Here is a 21,951-nt window from a genome sequence, read left to right on the forward strand (position 1 = left end):
GGATCAGAAATAAATATTACATTTGCGAATTAGTACATCATAAATCAACGTACATTATGAATAAAAAGGCTCTCTTTCCGCTAATCAGCTTATTTCTGTTAGTAACAGGAATTATTTTGCCGGAATCTGTTCGTGCACAAATCAGTGAAGGCGGGATACCTGCCTCTTTCAAGTACTCAAACACATTAAAAAGTGATCTGCCGACCGTTCGGATCCCCGTTAATTTTAGCGTGGAAGACCTGAAAACAGTCGACGCCTGGCAGGTGAGCCAGGGGGCGCCGCTGAAAGTGGGAACTCTCATAAATACGGATCTGACAATAGATAAATCCGGTAATTGGACTACTTTACCGGACGGCAATAATATATGGCAACTGCGCTTACAGGCAAAAGATGCTATTGCGCTGATGCTTAGTTTCAACGATTTTTATATTCCTGAAAATGGTAAATTATTTGTTTATAATGCTGATAAAACACAGATAATTGGAGCTTTCACCCATCAGACCAACCCACCGACAAAAGAATATGCAACCGAGTTTCTGGCGGGCGATGATATTATCCTCGAATATGAAACAAGCAGCCGGGAAGGAGAACAACCCCGTATTTCGATAGATGCAATCGGCTATGGATATAATCATTTATATATTTCCCGCACTAAAGCAAATACAGGTCCCGGAGCTTCCGGCTCCTGCATGGTAAACATAAACTGCGAAGAAGGAGATGCCTGGCAAACAGAAAAGAATGGTGTTTGCCTGATGACGCTTATTATTGGTAAATATATTTATTACTGTTCGGGGGCATTGGTCAACAATACGGCAGAAGACCTGAAACCCTATATCCTTTCCGCTTATCATTGTATAGATATGGATGAAACTGTTACGCAGGCAGACTTAAACAAATATACTTTCTATTTTCATTTCGAACGCACAGGTTGCGAGAACACCTCAGGCATAGCTTCCTATAAAACAATAATAGGCTGTAAGAAAATGGCCGGAATACCACTGGATGGCGGATCAGACGGTTTATTATTATTGTTGAATCAAAATATTCCGGAAAATTATAATGTCTATTATAATGGTTGGGACAGAAGTAACACTTCTGCCAAATCAGGTGTAGGTATTCATCATCCGGCAGGAGATTATATGAAAATATCAACCTTCAGCAGAGAAGCAACCACTACTACCTGGTATGGTGTCGACACTGTAATCGGCGCAGCAAAAGCTCATTGGAACGTAATATTTGACCAAACAGCTAACGGACACAGTGTAACCGAGGGAGGTTCGTCCGGTTCTCCTCTGTTTAATCAAAATAAATTGATTGTCGGAACACTTAGCGGCGGTTCTTCTTCCTGTGAAAAACCTAATCAATCCAATACATACGGTAAACTATACAGTCATTGGGATCAATATAGTAAAGCCGATACGGCCCGTATGGACGTTTATCTGGATCCGGCCAGGACGGGAGTAACCCAGTTAGCCGGACGCTATGCTACTGCCCATAAAGCAGCTCCAACCGATCTGATTCTGTCATATAAAAACGGAGAAGTACAATTGAACTGGAAAGCTCCTGCTTCCACTTCAGAGAAGCCTTCCCAATATGCTGTCTACAGAAATAATACATTAATCGATTATACAACGTCTACTTCTTATGTAGATAATGACCCTGAAACAGGAACACAATTCTACAGCGTATCTGCTTTCTATGCCGATGGAAACGAGTCTCCTGTTATAGGTGAATTTATTTATATCTATGAGTTGAAGACACCTACAAACGTAACTGCTGCATCCAATGGCAATAACGTAACGATAAATTGGAAAGAACCTGTCTACCAACAGATGATTTATTGGGGAACCGGCTCTTCTTACATGATGGTCGGTTTTGGACAACCGTTCTATTTCGGACAGAAATGGGATAAAAACGACCTGGCTCCATTAAATAAAAACCTGATCAAATCCGTAATCTTCTTCCCTGTTGCAGGAGTCCCCTATTCACTGCTGATCATCCAGGGCAACCGGAAGTATACACAGGAACTGAATAATCTGTCTCCCCAAAAAACAAATACGATCGAATTGAAAGAGCCTTTCGTTATCGATGCTTCAAAAGAACTAATTATTGCTTTTTATGCCTCAACAAATAAAGTAACAGATTATCCGGCAGTTCTCGATGAAGGACCTGCTATAAATGGAAAAGGAAATCTTGTTTCTCTCGACGGCGAGAACTGGGAATATTTATACGAACCTTCGGAAAACGAAGAAGAAAATTATGACAACAATTTTATGTTGGCTGCTGTCGTCAGTTCTGAACAGAAAGAAATACCCGACACGAAAGCTACTGCATCGGATGGAAATATAATATTATCCAAATCATCGGTAACACCATCATTTACCAAAAGAACGGAAGCTAATTCATCACTTCGCAGTACCGAAGCCACTACATTTCCGGAAATAACCGGTTACAATATTTACCGTAATGATATAAAAGTAGGAAATGTATCCAATAAATCAATTACCGAATATACGGATAAACAAGTGCCTGCCGCTCGTTTTACCTATCAGGTTTCTACTTTGTATGAAAACAATAATGAAAGTAAAAAGAGTGAAGCAAGTGCGGAAGTCAGTGTAAACAACGAAAGCATACGTACTTCAGAGGTAACCGTTACACCTACTTCATTTTCCGACAAAATACAGTTGACAGGAAATGAAAAAGTTTATTTGCTGGAAGTAGTTTCGGCTGACGGCAAATTGGTTATAAAACAGAATAATCCAGAAGCTACTATTTATACAGGTTCACTTCCTTCCGGTATCTATTTCTTCCGTATCCATACGGACAAAGAAATAAAAGTGATAAAAGGCATCAGAATAAATTAAAAATTAAAAATGGAGAATTGAAAATTAGTTGGACTTTCTATAATTTTCAATTCTCCATTTTCAATTTTCAAGCAGATACCGTTACGTCGAACCCTTCACAGCGGGCGCGATCGGCAATTGCTTCCAGCTCTTCTTTGGTCACCTTTTTCAGGTTCTTGACAGGCGTTTCCCGGTCTATCGTATAGATCATGACCTGTTTCGGTTTGATTTGTTTGAGTGCTTCCAACCAGCCGGATATTTCATGTTCAGTTGTGTTGGTCACGCTCTCTCCGTCTATTTCTCCTTTCAGGAACATGGTTTGGATGATCAGATTGCCGTTGAAGCGGCAAAGCTGTTCCAACAGGCGGGAGAAGGTAAAGGCGGGAGAATTGGGTACGTTCAGTTGCCGGATACGGCTGTCCAGTATGGAATCGAGCTTCAGTATGTTATCTTCGATCTTATTCAATGCCTGGAAAACTTCTTCCTTATGAAGCATAGTCGAGTTGGAAAGGACAGCTATCTTGGCGTTCGGGAAAAAGCGGTTACGGGTCTCGATCGTATCGTCGATAATACCGGCAAATTCTGGATGCATGGTTGGTTCGCCATTCCCGGCGAAGGTAATCACATCGGGGGCCACACCTTCCGCTTGCATGGCCGATAGCTTTTGTATCAAAGCCTCTTTTACTTCTGCACGGGCAGGCAGTTTGCTGCGCGTACGGCGTTCTTCATTCAGTCCGCATTCACAATAAATACAATTGAACGAACAGAGCTTGCCATCCGTAGGAAGCAAGTTCATACCCAATGAAACACCTAACCGGCGACTGTGTATCGGTCCGAAGACTATTTTATCAAAAAGAATTGTCGACATAATGATTTATATTTGAGTACAAAGCTACGAAAGTTATCAGAATTTCCAGCGTAGTAACGTATATACATCTGCTTTGGTATGCCCTTCAATCTCTTCCAGGTCGGTACCGATCACGTCGCGATCGGCATAATAGGTATATCCGAACTTAGTTGAAAGGGAAAGACGTTTCATTATATTCCATCGAAAAGATACCGCTAACCGGACCCCCCTACCATAAAACGAAGGTATATTAAAGGCATACAGAATATTTTTTTCATAAGAGGATATCCGGCTCTGATAGTCATCCGTATGAAATCCGGCCACATAGAAATCTGCCTGAACAGGCGTATCAACAGGTTTCCAACCAATACTTTGTGCAACCATCCACCCCCTACTCTTCCCCTCAACCTCCGTGTAAAGAACACCGTCCACGGATGTCCGTAACGAAACGAACGAAGAAACGGCATATAAGGCTTGTAGCCGCAAACGTTGCTGATGGTAAGGAAACATATCCTGCTCTTTCTCCTTATACTTATAACGGATATAGGTTGACAAACTTCTGTTCGGCGTATAGTCCGCCTGAAGCATATACTCCTTCCCTGTCGAAGGTGCATCCATTCCATACTTCAACCAGGGAAAACGGAAAACATCGGCATAAGCAGATAATTTCCAATGCCTGAAAGGTGTCCACTGTATTCCCATATATAACCCCTGTTCATTCTGGATTGTTGAACCTTGTGAAAAGGCACTTCCGAAAAATGCCTGGTAGCGTTTATCATAATACCGGTATAATAACAGGAAAGAAAAATAAGAGGCAGGTGTCAGTTGCAAGGCATTCAGCGAAGCTATCGCCCCATTCCGGCTTAGAGCAGTCTCGCCGTAAAACTTAATCAACCTATTTTTCAACAGATAATCCACACTTACATTCAGATTCCGATTACCACGAAAATAGAACAGGTTATAAGGTTTAGCTTCCGGTTGTACGGAATAATCTCCGAAAGAATAGGAAAGAGCGGTCAGACCGATACACAAATCCGGCGTCGCATATCTGATATTTCCCCCATACGTCTGCATGGAAACCGTGTGCATCTTTTCCCTGTCGCGGACCAGCCGGTGCAAACCATCTGTTTTGAACGAGCGGACAATATTACTATCCACACCTGCATCCAGTTTCCTATATGAATAAAACAGGCTAATATCAAACTTATTCCAATTGACAGTTGCCGCCGCTCCCCGGAAGAAATCGTTTTCATTGGTTGAAAAATGGCGCCTGAATCCGTTCGTTCTTCTTTCCGCTTGTGAAACGAAAGCGTTCCGGCTGGGGGAAAAATCATTGCTAATCACCAATCCCTGTCCGAAAGAAACTTTATAATCACCTATGGCAAGACTTTTCAACCACTTATTCATTTCCTTTAAAAAGAGATGAACCGAATAATAATCATACCCTTTATGATATTCGTTCCAGAAAGGTTCCCCCGCATCTTTCTCCGCCACTGCTCCAAACTGAACACGTTCGTCAAAGGCATACGAATAGCGAAATGAATGGTAAAACGATTCACCCAGGTATTTACGGTTCGGATATTGTTGCAACACACTGTCAGGATATGAACCATAACCCTTCTTTTGTTGAAAACATCTGTCGTATCTGATTTGCAAATCATCAGAACTATATTTCAACAGGTTCTTCACAGTTATAGGTCGCTTATCAACCATTATTTCACCGATATGGACAAAAGGAATCAACAGGGAAATCGTCTCATAATCGAACGATTCTACATTTTTGAGTTCATAAAGCGTAACCATCTTACCATAATGCGAACGATATTCCAACAGCTTTTGTATCTGCAGATCGGAAAGGAAAGGCAGGCGGCGCAACTGTTCTTCCGTCACCGTATTCAGTTCGAAAGGGTGTTCGGCAAGGTAAGAAAGGTCGGTATAAAGTGTTTCGATACGTGCTTCATCTTCCGTTTCCGAAGCCATTTCCTCTATATATTCCATCCACTTATCAACAGAATATAATGTCTGGCTTTTAAGTTGATAACTGCTTATGAACAGGAATACCAACAGGTTTATAAACATTCGTTTCATAGTCTGATCTGATTAAAAGGAATAACTTAAACCAAGTCCGGTACTGACTCCCAAAACCGGATGATAAACAGTCGCTACATCAACAGTAAATCCCGACAGGCGGTATCCGACACCTAAAGTAGGCAATAGAGGAGTAGCTTGCATACCTGCCCGTATATGGAAGTCTTTGAACGGAGTATATTCGATCCCGGCATTACCGGTTAATGTATGCTCTTTATTGCTTTCGAGTGTTCCTACTATCAACAAGCTGTTCATTACTTCCCATTGAAAACCTATTTGAACAGAATAGCTTGTAAAATATTTGATTTCAGAATTTTGCTTATTAATCGCCACAGAAGGAAAATTCATTATCAACATTCCAATCAACAGCTTGTCAACGGGAACAAACAGGATTCCCACATCCGTAGACAATTGTTTCGGCACTTCCTCCAACAACTCTGTCTGTAACACGGCACACTGGAAGCTAACACCTATTCGCCACCGCTCATCCAATTGCTTTCCTAATGACAAACGGAAAAGTGTCTCCCTATACTTATCATACCCGAAAGAAGAGATATTAACACCTGCCGACAATCGTGAATCGGGATAAACAAAATTAATACCAACTGTTCCCAACTCTTTTACCCCATAGCGATTAAAGTATTCGATATGAACCACTTTATTACTATGCAATGTTACCAATGCAGGATTGAACAGTACGGATTGTGTAACCCCGTTCCCTCCCATTCCCACACTGCGCATATCAGTCAAGCGGAGGTTATCAACAGCATGTATGTTGACAGATACAAGAAATGCAACAAGTATATTTATTGATTTCATAGTAAGGTTTGATTTATTATCAGTTAGTAGAATTGTTTCGTTTCAAAACTTTCTTATCCTCATTTTCTATTCTCTTCTGAACTTTCTTAACATCTTCACCAGGCGATAACTGTTCAGGATGAATACCTCGTTTCAACAGCATATCCCGGACTGCTGAATTATTATCAACATGTTCTTTTTCTATAGGAGGTTGTCCATATAAATCTTTTGACTGTACATTAATATTAGTCATTTCAGCAGCTAAATCTTTAGCTTTTATGCTGATAGTCGGAAGAAAATCGGCAACCGGACGTCCGGAAGGAACTCCCATTTTCTTTTTTAACACCTGTGTATTCATATTAAACAAGGCTTGGTCACCTTTTGAACGAATAATTGCAAACCCTTTACTATCAATGCCACGCTCATATAATATACCAGATAGTTGTTTTTCTGTCCTGCTAAGCTTTTCACGAGCTTTTACCCGTTCATAATCAAGAAGCCGTTGCTCAATAATCTCTGCTTTACGAGTTTGTACAGCAAAATAAGTTTGTGCAAAAGCAACCTGAGGTTTTCTGCTATCTCCATTTTGAGCTATTAAATAGCATGCATAACGCGTTAATAAGATGTCATCTATTTGTTTTTCAACACCATATCCTATAGAAACCATTTTCCCGACGTCGGGAAAATGGTTTTGTATATCTTCTCCTGCATTCCTACATGCCTCTTTGGCTTTCACCACAACATTGTTGATAAAGTTATCCCACTTTGCATATCCTAATAAAGTTTGTAATTCTCTGGCACTCCAGCATTCTACTTCTTCTACAACATTTGCAGCCGCCTCAAACTTATCTAATAAGTTTTTGATTTCTTCTTTTTTCATAATACAAGTTTTTAAGTGATAATTATTTATATATTAAATATTTATGATTTATAAAGAATGGAAAGGAAGTCGGATATTTCATAGTCTGTTGATTTTAGTTGTTTGTACTGCTACAAATATAATGATTTATATAGAGTTGACAACATATTAACGACTTATTTATAAGATATCGTCTTATTATCAATAAATAGAACCATATAACTGATTAGTCAAATTCTGTAAAACAAGCAGATGCTATTCGTAAATCAACTACATTTGTACACGATGTTGAGACAAGGCAGGTATAAAATATTGATAATATTCATGTTGTGTATGATAGGGGCCAAAGCACAAACATTGAAGATTAATACCGTTCCTGAAGGATTACAAAGAGCTTATCTGGATGGAAAGGATACGGTACCTGTTGTCAATCTGCGGGAAATATTCATTTATCCACCGGTAAAGTTCAAAAACAAGCGTGAACAAGTCAAATACAATAAATTGGTTCGTGATGTGAAACGTACATTACCATATGCAAAAATGGTTTATGAAACACTGATTGAAACATATGAATATATGGAAACACTTCCGGACGATAAATCCCGTCAAGCTCATTTGAAACGAATGGAAAAAGAACTCTTCCAGGAGTATAAACCGGAACTGAAAAAGCTTACTTTCTCACAAGGTAAGTTGCTTATCAAATTGATTGACAGGGAATGTAACCAATCGAGCTACAATTTGTTGAAAGCCTACTTAGGAAGTTTCCGGGCGGGTTTCTGGAATATATTCGCTGGTATGTTCGGTGCCAGCCTGAAAACCGAATACGACCCGAAAGGAAAAGACGCTATGACGGAACGAGTAGTCGTACTCGTTGAAAACGGATTAATCTGACAACTGCTTAAAGAAATCCCAGATAATAATACCGGTAGTAACCGAAACATTCAGGGAATGTTTTGTTCCATACTGCGGTATTTCAATACACATATCACAGTTATCAACGACACATTGTTGAACGCCTTTTACTTCGTTTCCCATGACGACTGCATACTTCTTATCTTTGTCCAACAATAACTTATCCAACATTGTACTGCCTTCGGCCTGTTCCACTGCACAAACGATATACCCTTGTTGTTTCAGGTTATCAACAGCCTCCATCGTATCTTTAAAATATTTCCAGTCTACCGTCTCTTCCGCTCCTAAAGCAGTCTTATGGATTTCCGCATGAGGCGGACAAGCCGTAATGCCACACAGATAAATACTCTCCACCCTGAAAGCATCGGACGTACGGAACACGGATCCTACATTATTTAAGCTCCTTACATGATCCAACACGACCACCAACGGAATTTTTTTACTATCTTTGAATGCCTCCGGAGTCAGGCGGTTCAGTTCTGTTATTTTTAACTTGCGCATAGCTATCATTTCTTTGCTTGCAAAAATAGTCAATTAATGTGGATATGCCGTTGAAAAGGTATTGATAAGTGGTGGACACAAAATGAAAAATAATTCTTGCATTATCCAAATTGTTCGCTATACGTGCTCTCATTTCTTTTATGCAATAGAAATAACAAATTATTTACTACGCTCTGTCAACAGTGGTTGTACACGTATCAACAGCATTCAACCGCTATGAACTTTTACACACAAGTAGTTTTCAACCGGAAATTAATAAAGTCTGTAAAGTAAAGAATAACAGGATATAATAAGAAAAACAGTATGTTGGTATCTACTTAATAAGTAGTTTACATCGTTTAATAACTAATCAGGCAAGTAATGTAACGAAAATGTATTAACTGTTTCAACCGGATATTATATTCATCATATTTAGATTTAAAATAAAGAATAAATAAGAATATAATAATATGATTGTGGATAACTCGAGGAAGGGGGAAAAGTTCCGGATGAAAACAGTCGGCAGGTTTTTGGAGTTAGACGTACGTATTTTTGTGAAAACCTGCCGTTGTTCTTATGGTTTTATATATGTTTCCTATGCGAGAATCAATAAAGTTCTTACCTTTGCACAATATCAACAATAAGTTGATAAGTAGAGTAAAATAAAGATTATCAGTGATAAGAATAGATGATAACTTTGTTGACAGGCTGTGAATAGCAGTTTGTACTCGTTAGCGGTTATTGAATTTTAGAATCATTTAATACAGAAGTAACTATGTTGACAAACCAATCGATCGGATATATGGACGCCCCCATTCCAAAGGGTTTGGATTTGAAGGAAGAGATAAATAGAATGCGTAAAGAGAAAAACGCCGTTATCCTTGCTCATTATTATCAGACTGGTGATATCCAGGATATAGCGGATTTTGTAGGAGACAGCTTAGCATTGGCACAACAGGCAGCCAAAACGACAGCTGACATCATTGTTTTCTGTGGTGTCCATTTTATGGGAGAAACAGCTAAGGTGTTGTGCCCGGACAAGAAGGTATTGGTTCCCGATCTGAATGCCGGTTGTTCGCTGGCGGACAGTTGTCCGGCTCCTGACTTTGAAGCATTCGTCAGACAACATCCCGGTCATGTGGTTATTTCGTATGTAAATACGACAGCTGCAGTCAAGGCTGTGACAGATGTGGTGGTAACTTCCACCAATGCCCGTCAGATTGTGGAAAGTTTTCCGGAGGATACGAAGATTATCTTCGGACCGGACCGTAACTTAGGTAATTATATAAATGGCATTACCGGACGTAAGATGTTACTTTGGGACGGCGCTTGCCATGTACATGAACAGTTTTCATTGGAAAAGATATTGGAACTGAAGAAGCAGTACCCGGATGCGGAAGTCATTACCCACCCGGAATGTAAGCAGCCCGTTATACAGGTTTCAGACTTTGTTGGTTCGACCGCGGCTCTTCTGAAGCACACGGTTAAGTCTGACAAGAAACAATTCATTGTAGCGACGGAAAGTGGCGTTATTCACGAAATGCGCAAGCAAAGTCCCGACAAGGAGTTTATTCCGGCTCCTCCCAACGACAGCACTTGTGCTTGCAACGAATGTAATTTTATGCGTTTGAACACAATGGAAAAATTGTATAACTGCCTGAAATACGAATTACCTGAAATCTTTGTAGACGAAGAAGTCCAGGAAAAGGCAATCCGCCCGATTAAGAAGATGCTGGAGATATCGGAGAGGTTGGGGTTGTAGGTATGTTATTCAATTCGATTGAATTTTTAGTTTTTCTTCCGATTGTCTTTTTATCCTATTGGTTTCTTTTCAATAGGAGTGTGAAGTTACAGAACTTATTTGTAGTGGGAGTAAGCTATCTGTTTTATGGCTGGTGGGATGGACGTTTCCTGCTATTGATAGCTTTTACTTCCTTCTTCAGTTGGCTGAGCGGAATAGGTATTGAAAAAATTAGAAATACATCGGAAGACAATTTGAAATCGATGCGGCTGAAGTGTCGCTGGATAGCAGGCGGTAATATCGTTTTGAACCTGTTGATATTGGGATTCTTTAAATATTATAACTTCTTTATAGAGAGTTTTGTCAGTGCTTTTTCATTAGCAGGTATTACGTTGCATACTTCAACTCTTTATGTGATTCTTCCTGTAGGTATAAGTTTTTATACGTTTCAAGCATTAAGTTATACGATTGACGTATATAGAAAAAGACTTGAACCTACGCATGATATAGTTGCTTTCTTTGCATTTGTCAGTTTCTTTCCACAGCTGGTAGCGGGACCTATTGAAAGGGCTACGAATTTGTTGGTTCAATTTTATAAACCGCGTACTTTTATTTACGATAATGCTGTGGATGGAGTTCGACAGATGTTGTGGGGATTCTTTAAGAAGATCGTGATTGCTGATAACTGTGCTCTTGTCGTGAATGATGTATTTGGAAACTATGGTCATTATTCCGGCAGCACTTTGTTGATGGGAGCTATCTTATTCGCTTTTCAGATATACGGAGACTTTTCCGGATATTCGGATATTGCCATTGGTACGGCAAAGTTGTTCGGAGTTAATTTAAAACAGAATTTCAGATATCCTTATTTTTCTCTTAATATAATAGATTTTTGGCGTAGGTGGCATATCTCATTGAATACATGGTTCGTTGACTACGTATATATTCCTTTAGGAGGAAACCGGGTCGGAAGATTCAAGCATATCCGGAATATTTTGATTATATTCTTGTTAAGCGGACTTTGGCATGGGGCAAACTGGACGTTTATAGGTTGGGGATTATATCATGGGTTATTATTTATTTGTTTATTGCTGTTGAAAGGAAATAAACAACAGACACCTCGTTTATTAAAAATGTCAGTGACTTTTGCCTTTGTAACTTTAGGATGGATTTTGTTTCGTTCAGAAACAGTATCTATGGCTTTTGCATATATAACAGATATGTTTTCTTCCTCTTTGTTGAAAGTACCTAAAGTTAGCGGTATTAATAATGTTATTGCTCTTATTTCTTTATTTTTCATTGCATTGATGTTATGTATAGAATGGAAAAACAGAGATAAACTTTTTGGGTTGGATTTATCTGCTGTACGAAGTATATGGATAAGATATAGTTTGTATATGGTTATTCTCGTCTCCATCTATTTTTTCGGTAACAATTCATCTGACTTTATATATTTTCAATTCTAAATGTATGAAACCAACCAGGAAACAGTTTAATAATATCATATGTTTCATAGTTTTTATATTGGGTCTGATTTATATATTGAATTTTGTGACTCCTTATTTATACAGGTGGTTGCCTAATGACTATATACGTACTCATCTTATTATTGAAACATTGGCTGATACAGCTCAGACACCGGATGTAGTTATTTTTGGAAATAGTCGGGGAATGAGTGGTATAAATGGTTATATGCTGGAAGAAAAGATGAAAGGAAATCCTACCGTTTATAGCTTAACATCGACAGGACAGCAAGTCAGTGAAAGCGCTTTATATTATACATCTTTACCAAGTTCAGTGAAAGTAGTTTTACAATGTGTAGATATCGATCAATTGTCTAAACCGATAGATATGGATACACCCAACCGGGTAGCTTTGCATATGTATGGGTATGAGATGGACGCATTGACTGAAAAAATTGTTCCTTCTTTATCTGAAAAATTAGACATTTCTCCTTTCTATTATAATTATGAAGCCAGAAATTGTTTATTTACCGGTTTATCAATTGTTTTACGTAATCTACTGGATGATGATGTAATTCAGGATGCTACCGCAAAAGAACTTCGTTATCCAACTTCTAAAACCTCAGATAGGAATGACATAACTTATCAACGTGATGTTGATGAACAGAATCTAAATAATAAATTCGTGGATTATGAGATAATTCCTGAATGGAAGCAACTTTTGGAAGATTCTTATTTATATTTTCAAAAACGGGATATTATGTATTGTTTGATAATTATGCCTTATAATCCGGATATTAAGTCTTCGACTTTCCAGGAAAAGCAGAACGCTTTGGAATTAGTCAAAGAGACGTTTCAAAATATTCCGATGATTGATTGTTTTAGTTTGCTCGAGGCTTCTGATTTTTACGATGCTATTCATCCTAATAGTAAAGGAGCAAAAAAGATTACAGAACGGGTTATATTACAATTACCGTAATTTTTTTGGTTTATACAGACAAGGTTTCTCTACGTATTTCCAGGATAATGTTCCCAAATAAGTACAAATGGCAGTTGTCAATGCCAATGTCAGAACCAAACTGTATTTATTTAATCCGAAATGGATGAAGGTTTGTATGATGGGAAAATGGAGTAAAAATATACCATAAGAAAAGTTTCCCATACGATTAAAGAAGTGTAACCATTTAAAACTATAGGCTACCGATATGATAATAGAAGCCAATGCGATCGGTTCGAATATACTGAGAAACAGAACATTTCTAAATATAAATAGCAGAATACTTATCGGAAAAATATATTTCATGTACTTTCGGAACAACGGAAAATAGGCTAATATGATGATACCGGAACAGAAATACATCATTTGTCCGGGGAACTGTCGTTTCAGAAATGCGTATATAGCGTTATGTGTTGTGTCATCCAAATAGTTGCAAGTGGTGGAATAAATGAAAGATAGTACATATATCAATATTAGGCATATCAGTTTGTTATATTTCTTTAGTAGCCAATAAATGAGAGGAACTGTCATATATAACATCAATTCCACTTTGATTGTCCAGAGCGAACCGTTCATTGCATGCATCGTATTATTTTCAAAAACACCCGGAAGATCCGGACAGAGAAAATTTAATGTCAACAGGTTGGTGAACAGATAAGTATATGGTTTGGATGATGTCAGAAATTCATGATGTGGCAGTGTGGTAAGAAAGAAACCCAATATCAGACATAACAGAATCACCAGCGAATAAGCCGGCATGATACGTTGTACGCGTTTACGAAAGAAAACATATGTATCCGGTGAGCGCAGGAAACTGAACATAACCAGGAATCCGCTGATAATGAAAAAACCTTTTACACGGAATCCGCCACTGACGAACCAGAAAGGGTCTGTATCCGTCAATGTACTGAAATGATTGAACATGACCGAATAAGCTAAAAAGAAGCGGATAAAATCAAAGTTATTCGCTTCTTTAACTTGTGCAATCAACTTAGAATTGAGCAATACCTTTTCTGTTGGATTCATTTCCTTATTTTATGACTGCGATCTTTGTTACTACACTTTCTTTTGAATCTTCGGTAGCAGAAAGTACAAGATAGATACCTGATGCTACACGAACACCTTTTTTGTTGCGACAGTTCCAAAATGCTTGTCCACCTAAGGATTTGGTTTGATAGATAAGATTTCCGTTCAAATCTGTGATTTTTACGTTTGAGTTATCCATTAAACCTGTGATAGTAACTTTATCTGCATGTTCCGGCCGTACAGGATTTGGATAAGCGTAGACGTCAGAATAATCGCTTTTTCCTTCCGTTGCCTCTCCTTTATAGGAGACTAAACCTTTATCTGTTCCAATAAAAACTTCACCTGTCTTTCCATTGATTTCGATGGAATATATTTTATCGGATAAAAGAGGACTGTTGGATGTATTGAATTGGTGAATGACTTCTTGATTGTCTCCGCTCAATACATAAACGCCATTGCCATCTGTACCTATCCATTTCCGGTTTCCATTATCTATTTTTATAGTTGTCACCATTACGTTGTCGAGGAAATAGTAGGGTGTTCCATCTTCTTCATTGATAAGTTTGACACGTGTACAACGCATCGATTTATTGCTTTCCGATGTTGCCAATTTAGGATTGGTAAAGTAAATGGCACCTTTATTAGTCCCTACCCATACATATCCGTTTTTGTCTTCTGCCATACAGGTGTAATTACTTGGAGAGAAATTATTACCATCAGTATCGGTAAAACTTTCAAAATAGTAGGAATCAGCTGTATCCAATGAATTACTATTTGCAATGACTGTAATGCGAACTTCACCGGCAGGACGAGGTATATTTACCCATTTATCATTGTTGGAAGTTATGAGAATGTCATTTATTGTATATTTATCTTTTAATGATTCAACAAATAAACTATGCCATTTTCCATCTTTATCTAATATTTTTATAGCATTATTTTTAACTTGAGAGTTAGTCATCCAAAGATTTCCATCCTTATCGAAAGAAAGTCCATCCATATTTAAATAATTACCTGAATTTCCTCCCGCTCCTTCAAGTGGACTATTTGAACCATGATATCTGATTTCAGGTTCTCTATTTTTATATTGGATAATTCCATCACCGAAAGAAGATACATAAATTATTTCATCTCCTGCATCGTTTGTACTCACAACAATACTGGTAAAGTCGCGAGGTAACATACCAAATTTACTTTGATTTTTGGAAGGTTCTAAGACTGTCCACTTATCATAATCATATATCATTACCAAACCTTCTTTACGAAAACGGAGGCCATCTGTCAGATTTTTACCACCGGGTATGATGTATACTTTATCATTTTGACACACAATATCGAACGGACTATTGGAGTAGGGACCGTCCAACGTGATCGCTTCATTTACAGCTTCAAATTGATTGGCACCGGTTCTCTTGATGGAACGCAAACCTTTGGCACCTTCTGCAATCCAATATTTATCAGTCTGATAAGTACTGATATCTTTTATGGCAAGATTGTTTATTTGGTCAAAAGTTTTTGTATCAGTGAAGATATAAACTTGTGAGGAAGCTATACAAGCTAATTTTTCACCAATTACTTTGATGCTATTTATTGGAACATTATCGACTAAAGGAACAGTGGTATTATTTGATTCATAATAAATGCCTTTGTTTTTAGATAGATAAAACAGCTGGTTTTTGAATAATACAATTGTATCTATGGAGCTATCCGATGGAAATCCTGCAATTGTATATGTTTTCCAATTAGATCTATCCAATAGGTTATCGTCTAAAGATGCATATAAAACACCGTTGAATGTCTCACTTTTTACAGAAGCGTATATCCGGTTATCCTGAATAGCGCAGGATGTGATATTTTGAGATAAGTTGTAGGTATCGGTTATTTCTTTTTTGTCCATGTTGACAACTACTATACCTGATTTTATGGATAAGTAAGCATATTCGTTATGAATCATAACAGAATTGACATCTTTGTCTCTTATTGATGTAGTAGTATACAAGTAAGGAATATTCTTTACCGAACCTTCTTGCAGAATGTCAATATTACAGTTTTTATAAACAATCAGCAGGGATTTTGTCTGTTTATTATAGGAAATGAATTGAATGTCGGTGTCATTCAATCCGTTTCCTTTATAATATTGCTTGATGCTGTTATCTTCTTTTCCATATGTATATAGAGCGCCTTCCGCTACTACAAATACCTGGTCAGCAGATTCTTCTACGTTGTTGGTGTTGTAGTAAGAAAGATATGTTTTCCATCCGAGTGTGTTATCATTGGCTGCCGTGGCAGTGAATGAAAGGAAAAAAAGTAAGATAACAGTCAATATATTTCTCATATTAAATACAATATTAGAACGTGTAATTTGAAAGAAAGACAGTCAGTTTCTTAACTGCTTCGGCGCGGTGGCTGATTTTATTTTTGAGCTCGTTACCCATTTCGGCGAATGTCTGCGAACAGGTGTCGGGAACAAATACAGGGTCGTAGCCGAAACCGCTTCCACCTCGTTTATCCCGGATGATGGTGCCGTTAACAACTCCTTCGAACAGGTATTCCTTGCCGTCCAGGATAAGGGCGATAACGGTACGGAAACGGGCTTTCCTGTTTTCTTTTCCTTCCATTTCCCGAAGTAGTTTATTCATGTTTGCTTCCGAATCATGTCCCGGACCGGCATAACGTGCGGAGTATACTCCCGGAGCGTTGTCCAGGGCTTCTACTTCCAGTCCCGTATCATCGGCGAAACAGTCGTAACCGAATTTCTCTTTGATATAACGGGCTTTTTGCAGGGCATTACCTTCCAGGGTTTCTGCTGTTTCGGGAATATCTTCGTGACAGTCGATGTCTGAAAGGCTTACTATTTCGGTGTATCCGGCTGTTATTTTCCGGACTTCGTCCAGCTTGTGCTGGTTATTTGTTGCAAATACAAGTTTCATTTTCGTTGTGTATAAATAAAAAAAGCACTTCTATACGATGTGTATATAACGTACGGAAGTGCTTTAAATTGTTCGAGTGACTGTTTTATGTTTTTATCTGGTCAAACCCTTCCCCGTACACGCCTCTGACGATGCTTTGCGAGATGAACGCCTGGTGGTCTATCTGTTTGACCAGGCGGAAAATGGCGACCGATTCGGATTTCTTGGCCAACAGGACGACCACTTTGACCGGCTTGCGGGAATAACCGCCTACGCCATCGAGGATGGTGCATCCGCGGTCCAGGTCGTGAATGATCCGTTCGGCTATTTCGTCGTACTTCTGCGAGAAGATGAAGAACTGGACCGATTGGCGGTTACCGTTTAATACCATGTCAAGCACATAATTACTTATAAACATCTCTACAAAACCGAATACGATCTTTTCGACGTCATGAAACAGAAGAAAAGAGGAACCGATGATGAAGAAGTCGCAGAACAGCAAGGCGCGGCCAATGGATATATTCTTGTATTTGTTGACAATAGCCCCGATGATATCCGTACCTCCCGTACTGCCGTTTGCCGAGAATACAAGTCCGAGACCGGCTCCGCAAAGGAAGGCTCCTATTATGATAGACATAAACGGCTGGTCGTGCAGGATGGTATGGTCTTTCAACAACCATTCGAAGAACGACAGGGATATGGATAGGGAGAAGACTCCGAATATCGTTTTTATCAGAAATTTAAACCCAAGTATTTTCAGGGCGGCCAACAGTAATACTACGTTTATCACGAAGTAAGATACAGACACGGGGATAGCCTCGTTGGTGGCAAAGAAGATTAAGGCACAAATACCGCTGACTCCACCGGTAATAATTTCATTAGACAAGATGAAGGCGTTGAAGCCGAAGCCGTACAAGAGAGTACCCAATATAATCATCAGGTAGTCTTGTACAGCAAAATAAACTTTATTGTTTATGAACTTCATATAAATGTTTAGATTACGATGTTTACAATCTTTCCGGGAACAACGATAATCTTCTTCGGTGTCTTGCCTTCCATCCATTTGGCGGAGTTTTCATGTGCAAGAGCAGCTTTTTCTATCTCTTCGCGCGGCATATCGGCCGGAAGTTCCATGCTGAAACGGGCTTTACCGTTGAAGGAGATAGCATAAGTAAGCGAGTTTTCTTTCAGGTATTCTTCGTTGCAGGCGGGCCATTTGGCGTCACAAACAGTCGTGTCGTGACCGCAGGTATGCCACAGTTCTTCGGCAAAATGAGGAGCAAACGGAGCCAACAGGATGATTAATTCTTCCAGAATGGCCCGTTTGTTACATTTCAGGTTGCTCAGTTCATTTACACAAATCATAAAGGCACTGATAGAAGTGTTGTATGAGAAATGTTCGATGTCGAACGTCACTTTCTTGATCAGTTTATGCAGTGATTTCAGTTCGTCGGCTGTCGGCTCTGCATCTGTGATCTGCAATGTGTCCGTGTTACCGAAGAACAGTGCCCACAGCTTTTTCAGGAAACGGTGAACGCCGTCGATACCGTTCGTGTCCCAAGGTTTGGATTGTTCCAACGGGCCCAGGAACATTTCGTACAGGCGAAGCGTATCGGCACCGTATTTTTCAACGATCATATCCGGGTTAACGACGTTGAACATCGACTTCGACATCTTTTCAACTGCCCAACCGCAGATATATTTGCCGTCTTCCAGTTCGAACTCGGCATCTTTATATTCCGGGCGCCAGCTTTTGAAGGCTTCCATATCCAGGACATCGTTCGATACGATATTCACATCCACGTGGATAGGAGTCACCTCGTATTTATCTTTCAGGTTTAGGGAAACGAACTTGTTCGTACCGTTGATACGATACACAAAGTTGGAACGTCCCTGGATCATTCCCTGGTTGATCAGTTTCTTGAACGGTTCTTCTTCGCAGACAACACCCAGATCGAACAGGAATTTATTCCAGAAGCGGCTGTAAATCAGGTGACCGGTAGCATGTTCGGTTCCACCGATATAGAGGTCTACATTACGCCAGTATTCGTCTACATCTTTAGCTACTAATGCCTGGTCGTTGTGCGGGTCCATATAGCGCAGGTAGTAAGCCGATGAACCGGCAAATCCCGGCATGGTACACAGTTCGAGCGGGAAAATAGTCTTGTTGTCTATTTTGGAGACTTCTACAACTTCCTGTTTAGCGGTATCCCAAGCCCATTTTACGGCGTGTCCTAAAGGAGGTTCTCCCGTTTCGGTCGGCAGGAATTTATCGACTTCCGGCAGTTCGAGCGGCAGTTTGTCGACCGGCAACATCTGAGGCATGCCATCCGCATCGTAATAGACAGGGAACGGTTCGCCCCAATAACGCTGGCGGCTGAAGATAGCGTCGCGCAGGCGGTAGTTAATTTTTACACGTCCTAATTGATGTTCGGCTACATATTTCTTGGTGGCGGCGATTGCTTCCTTTACGGTCAGACCGTTCAGAGAGAGGTCGCAATAGGGCGTTACTTCCGGTCTCGGCGAGTTGCAGACGATGCCTTCTTTTGCATCGAAGCTTTCTTCGCTGACGTCGCATCCTTCGATCAACGGAATAATCGGCAGGTTGAAATGTTTGGCAAATGCGTAGTCACGGCTGTCGTGTGCCGGAACGGCCATGATAGCACCTGTTCCGTAGCCGGCCAGTACGTAGTCGCTGATCCAGACGGGCACTGCGTCGCCTGTGAACGGGTTAATGGCGTATGAACCGCTGAATACACCGGTCACGGAACGGTCGGCGATGCGTTCGCGTTCCGTACGTTTCTTGGTGCGGTCCAGGTAAGCGTCCACTTCCTGCTTCTGCTCGGGAGTGGTTAGCTGGGCAACGAGTTCGCTTTCGGGAGCCAATACCATGAAAGTGACACCGAACATGGTATCTGCACGGGTCGTAAAGATCGTAAATTCCAGATCGCTGTCTTTCACCTTGAACTGGATTTCGGCTCCTTCGCTGCGACCGATCCAGTTACGCTGTGTCTCTTTCAGCGAGTCTGTCCAGTCGATTGTGTCCAGTCCGTCCAGCAAACGCTGTGCATAAGCCGATACACGCAAGCACCACTGGCGCATGATTTTCTGTTCCACCGGATAACCGCCGCGTTCGGAAACGCCGTTCACCACTTCATCATTAGCCAATACGGTTCCTAATGCGGCACACCAGTTTACCATCGTTTCGCCCCGATAAGCGATGCGGTAGTTCAGCAGGATTTCCTGTTTTTCTTTCTCACTCTTGGCTTTCCATTCGTCAGCCGTGAAGCTCAGCTCTTCGCCGCAGGCAACATTCAGGCCTTCTGTTCCGACCTGTTCGAAAGCGGCAACCAGTTCGCTGATAGGGCGTGCCTGCTTTTCGTCGTTGCAGTAGTAGCTGTTGAACATCTGGATGAATGCCCATTGTGTCCATTTATAATATTCCGGGTCGCAGGTACGGATTTCACGGCTCCAGTCGTAGCTGAAACCTATTTTATCCATTTGCTCGCGATACCGGGCGATGTTTTTCTTTGTCGTTACTTCGGGATGCTGTCCGGTCTGGATGGCATATTGTTCTGCCGGCAGTCCGTAAGCGTCATAGCCCATCGGGTGCAAAACGTTGAAACCTTGCAGGCGTTTGTAACGGGAATAAATGTCAGATGCGATGTAACCGAGCGGGTGGCCTACATGTAGTCCTGCTCCTGATGGATAAGGAAACATGTCCAAGACGTAATACTTAGGTTTGTCGGCATTCTTTTCGACTTTATAAACCTTGTTGGCAATCCAGTATTCGTGCCACTTTTTCTCAATTTCTCTGAAATTGTACTCCATGATTGTTTATCGTTTATTTTTATCGTTTTCTATTTAAAGCCACAAAGTTAGTGAATTTTGTGATTATACATATCCTATTCTATTTCTTGGTTTATTTTCTTTTTCTTTATTTCGGTTGGCTAATTCCGCCAGAGCCATGTAGATATCATCAAAATGCTGTTCATAACTTTCGTGGTCTTTGGAAAGACTTTCCAGATCTTCTTGTAAGAAACGGAGTTGCAGTTTGAGTTCTGCTAATTCTTTGGCAGTCTGATTGCTTTCAAGTATATATTGCCTTGTTTTTACGAAGGCCCGCATGATGTTTATATTGACTTGTATTGCTATAGGGGAACGGAGTACGCTTGACAGCATGGCTATTCCTTCTTGCGTAAAGGCGGAGGGTATAATATAGCTGTGCTTCATTGTTTTGGGTAACTGGTCGCAAATTGCGACCAGTTCATTCCATTCTTTTTCTGTAAGTATAAACATGAAGTCTTCTGGAAAACGTTCAATATTACGTTTAACTTGTTCTTTCAAACGTCTTGTTTCCACCTGATACAATGTTGCCAAATCAAAATCCAGCATCACCCGTTGACCTCTAATCTCATAAATTTTGTTTTGAATCACTTGTAGTTCCATAGCTAAGTGTTTTTATTGTTTTAATTATTCAAAGGAAAGGATAATAATCCGATTGCGCAACTGTCCCCATGTATTTTCTATTTGTTCTGTAAGGCTCACCCGATAATTATTGGGGATAAACATAAGGATGAGGCAGGTTATGCGGATCAGTTTAAACCTGACAAGTTTCGAATCTTGCAACCCTGAAAATTACAATAACCCCCCTTTTTAGCCGTTTTTCTATTTCGTCCGAAATTCTGATCGATTTGGGATTGACTTTTTTTATGATTTTAACCTCTCCGGCTGACACCATATGAAATGAGGTGCGCAGTCCGTTTCGAAAAGCGTGCAATTAGATTACCGAAAGATGGAAACGCCGACAATGTGATAAACCTTAACTCCCGGAGAATCGAATATTTGAAAATAAAACGGACGGCGTTCCAAATATCTCAAGGAAATTCAGGTGCTTTTTTGCCCTTAAAGCGGTCCTCTTTTCAATTACGACCGTCCAAATCGCCATTACGACCGTGCTAATCTTCGCGAGGTGCCGAGTGCACTAC

At 40.1% G+C, this 21,951-nt stretch carries 16 protein-coding genes; 5 read left to right on the top strand and 11 right to left on the bottom strand.

Translation table 11 applies throughout. From position 1 onward, the window contains the following. Positions 1–56: 56 nt before the first annotated feature. Entirely contained in the window at positions 57–2,864 is a 2,808-nt protein-coding gene (locus DWU89_RS11265) for a T9SS type A sorting domain-containing protein (protein ID WP_115499748.1), read from the top strand. A gap of 67 nt (positions 2,865–2,931) precedes the next feature. Here DWU89_RS11265 and DWU89_RS11270 read toward each other — a convergent pair whose 3' ends face one another. From DWU89_RS11270 to dinD, 4 genes are read right to left on the bottom strand one after another with little or no spacing between them, the layout of a single operon-like run. Beyond that, positions 2,932–3,711, bottom strand: a complete 780-nt coding sequence (locus tag DWU89_RS11270) for a radical SAM protein (RefSeq protein ID WP_115499749.1) — start codon at positions 3,709–3,711, stop codon at positions 2,932–2,934. Positions 3,712–3,747: 36 nt separating this feature from the next. Then, a complete protein-coding gene (locus DWU89_RS11275; protein ID WP_115499750.1) occupies positions 3,748–5,778 on the bottom strand; it encodes a helix-hairpin-helix domain-containing protein in 2,031 nt (676 codons plus the stop codon). A 12-nt stretch (positions 5,779–5,790) separates the two neighbouring features. After that, positions 5,791–6,597 (bottom strand): PorV/PorQ family protein, encoded by an 807-nt coding sequence (locus DWU89_RS11280; protein ID WP_115499751.1) that lies wholly within the window; start codon positions 6,595–6,597, stop codon positions 5,791–5,793. A gap of 19 nt (positions 6,598–6,616) precedes the next feature. Further along, entirely contained in the window at positions 6,617–7,456 is an 840-nt protein-coding gene (gene dinD, locus DWU89_RS11285; protein ID WP_115499752.1) for a DNA damage-inducible protein D, read from the bottom strand. A gap of 264 nt (positions 7,457–7,720) precedes the next feature. Here dinD and DWU89_RS11290 point away from each other — a divergent pair, with 264 nt between their 5' ends. Continuing rightward, entirely contained in the window at positions 7,721–8,326 is a 606-nt protein-coding gene (locus DWU89_RS11290) for a DUF4294 domain-containing protein (protein ID WP_115499753.1), read from the top strand. On the opposite strand, the gene DWU89_RS11295 is transcribed toward DWU89_RS11290, so the two are convergent. Continuing rightward, positions 8,318–8,848 carry an RNA methyltransferase gene (locus DWU89_RS11295; RefSeq protein WP_115499754.1) on the bottom strand — a complete coding sequence of 177 codons (531 nt, stop codon included), beginning with the start codon at positions 8,846–8,848 and terminating at the stop codon, positions 8,318–8,320. The genes DWU89_RS11290 and DWU89_RS11295 overlap by 9 nt on opposite strands. A gap of 754 nt (positions 8,849–9,602) precedes the next feature. Between DWU89_RS11295 and nadA the strand changes: the two genes are divergently transcribed. From nadA to DWU89_RS11315, 3 genes are read left to right on the top strand one after another with little or no spacing between them, the layout of a single operon-like run. Then, positions 9,603–10,589, top strand: a complete 987-nt coding sequence (gene nadA, locus DWU89_RS11305; protein WP_115499755.1) for a quinolinate synthase NadA — start codon at positions 9,603–9,605, stop codon at positions 10,587–10,589. A 2-nt stretch (positions 10,590–10,591) separates the two neighbouring features. Beyond that, positions 10,592–12,034: an MBOAT family O-acyltransferase gene (locus DWU89_RS11310; protein ID WP_115499756.1), complete on the top strand. Its 1,443-nt coding sequence runs from the start codon at positions 10,592–10,594 to the stop codon at positions 12,032–12,034. 4 nt (positions 12,035–12,038) lie between these two features. After that, the gene (locus tag DWU89_RS11315) at positions 12,039–13,010 is read left to right on the top strand and encodes a hypothetical protein (RefSeq protein WP_115499757.1); all 972 of its coding nucleotides are present in this window, start codon (positions 12,039–12,041) and stop codon (positions 13,008–13,010) included. Here the strand turns inward: DWU89_RS11315 and DWU89_RS11320 are convergent. The 6 genes from DWU89_RS11320 to DWU89_RS11345 form a co-directional block, all read right to left on the bottom strand. Further along, positions 13,002–14,054 (bottom strand): acyltransferase family protein, encoded by a 1,053-nt coding sequence (locus DWU89_RS11320; RefSeq protein ID WP_115499758.1) that lies wholly within the window; start codon positions 14,052–14,054, stop codon positions 13,002–13,004. The two genes, DWU89_RS11315 and DWU89_RS11320, sit on opposite strands and share 9 nt — an antisense overlap. A 4-nt stretch (positions 14,055–14,058) precedes the next feature. After that, complete coding sequence (gene porZ, locus DWU89_RS11325; protein WP_115499759.1) at positions 14,059–16,389, bottom strand: type IX secretion system anionic LPS delivery protein PorZ; 2,331 nt, start codon at positions 16,387–16,389, stop codon at positions 14,059–14,061. A gap of 13 nt (positions 16,390–16,402) precedes the next feature. After that, positions 16,403–16,984, bottom strand: a complete 582-nt coding sequence (locus DWU89_RS11330) for a non-canonical purine NTP diphosphatase (protein ID WP_115499760.1) — start codon at positions 16,982–16,984, stop codon at positions 16,403–16,405. A gap of 85 nt (positions 16,985–17,069) precedes the next feature. Further along, a complete protein-coding gene (locus DWU89_RS11335; protein WP_115499761.1) occupies positions 17,070–17,948 on the bottom strand; it encodes a YitT family protein in 879 nt (292 codons plus the stop codon). A gap of 8 nt (positions 17,949–17,956) precedes the next feature. Further along, the gene (leuS, locus tag DWU89_RS11340; RefSeq protein ID WP_115499762.1) at positions 17,957–20,794 is read right to left on the bottom strand and encodes a leucine--tRNA ligase; all 2,838 of its coding nucleotides are present in this window, start codon (positions 20,792–20,794) and stop codon (positions 17,957–17,959) included. Positions 20,795–20,857: 63 nt separating this feature from the next. Beyond that, positions 20,858–21,412 (bottom strand): ORF6N domain-containing protein, encoded by a 555-nt coding sequence (locus DWU89_RS11345; protein WP_115499763.1) that lies wholly within the window; start codon positions 21,410–21,412, stop codon positions 20,858–20,860. Positions 21,413–21,951: the final 539 nt, after the last annotated feature.

The sequence above is a fragment of the Parabacteroides acidifaciens genome (assembly GCF_003363715.1).
In the GTDB taxonomy this organism is placed as follows: domain Bacteria; phylum Bacteroidota; class Bacteroidia; order Bacteroidales; family Tannerellaceae; genus Parabacteroides; species Parabacteroides acidifaciens.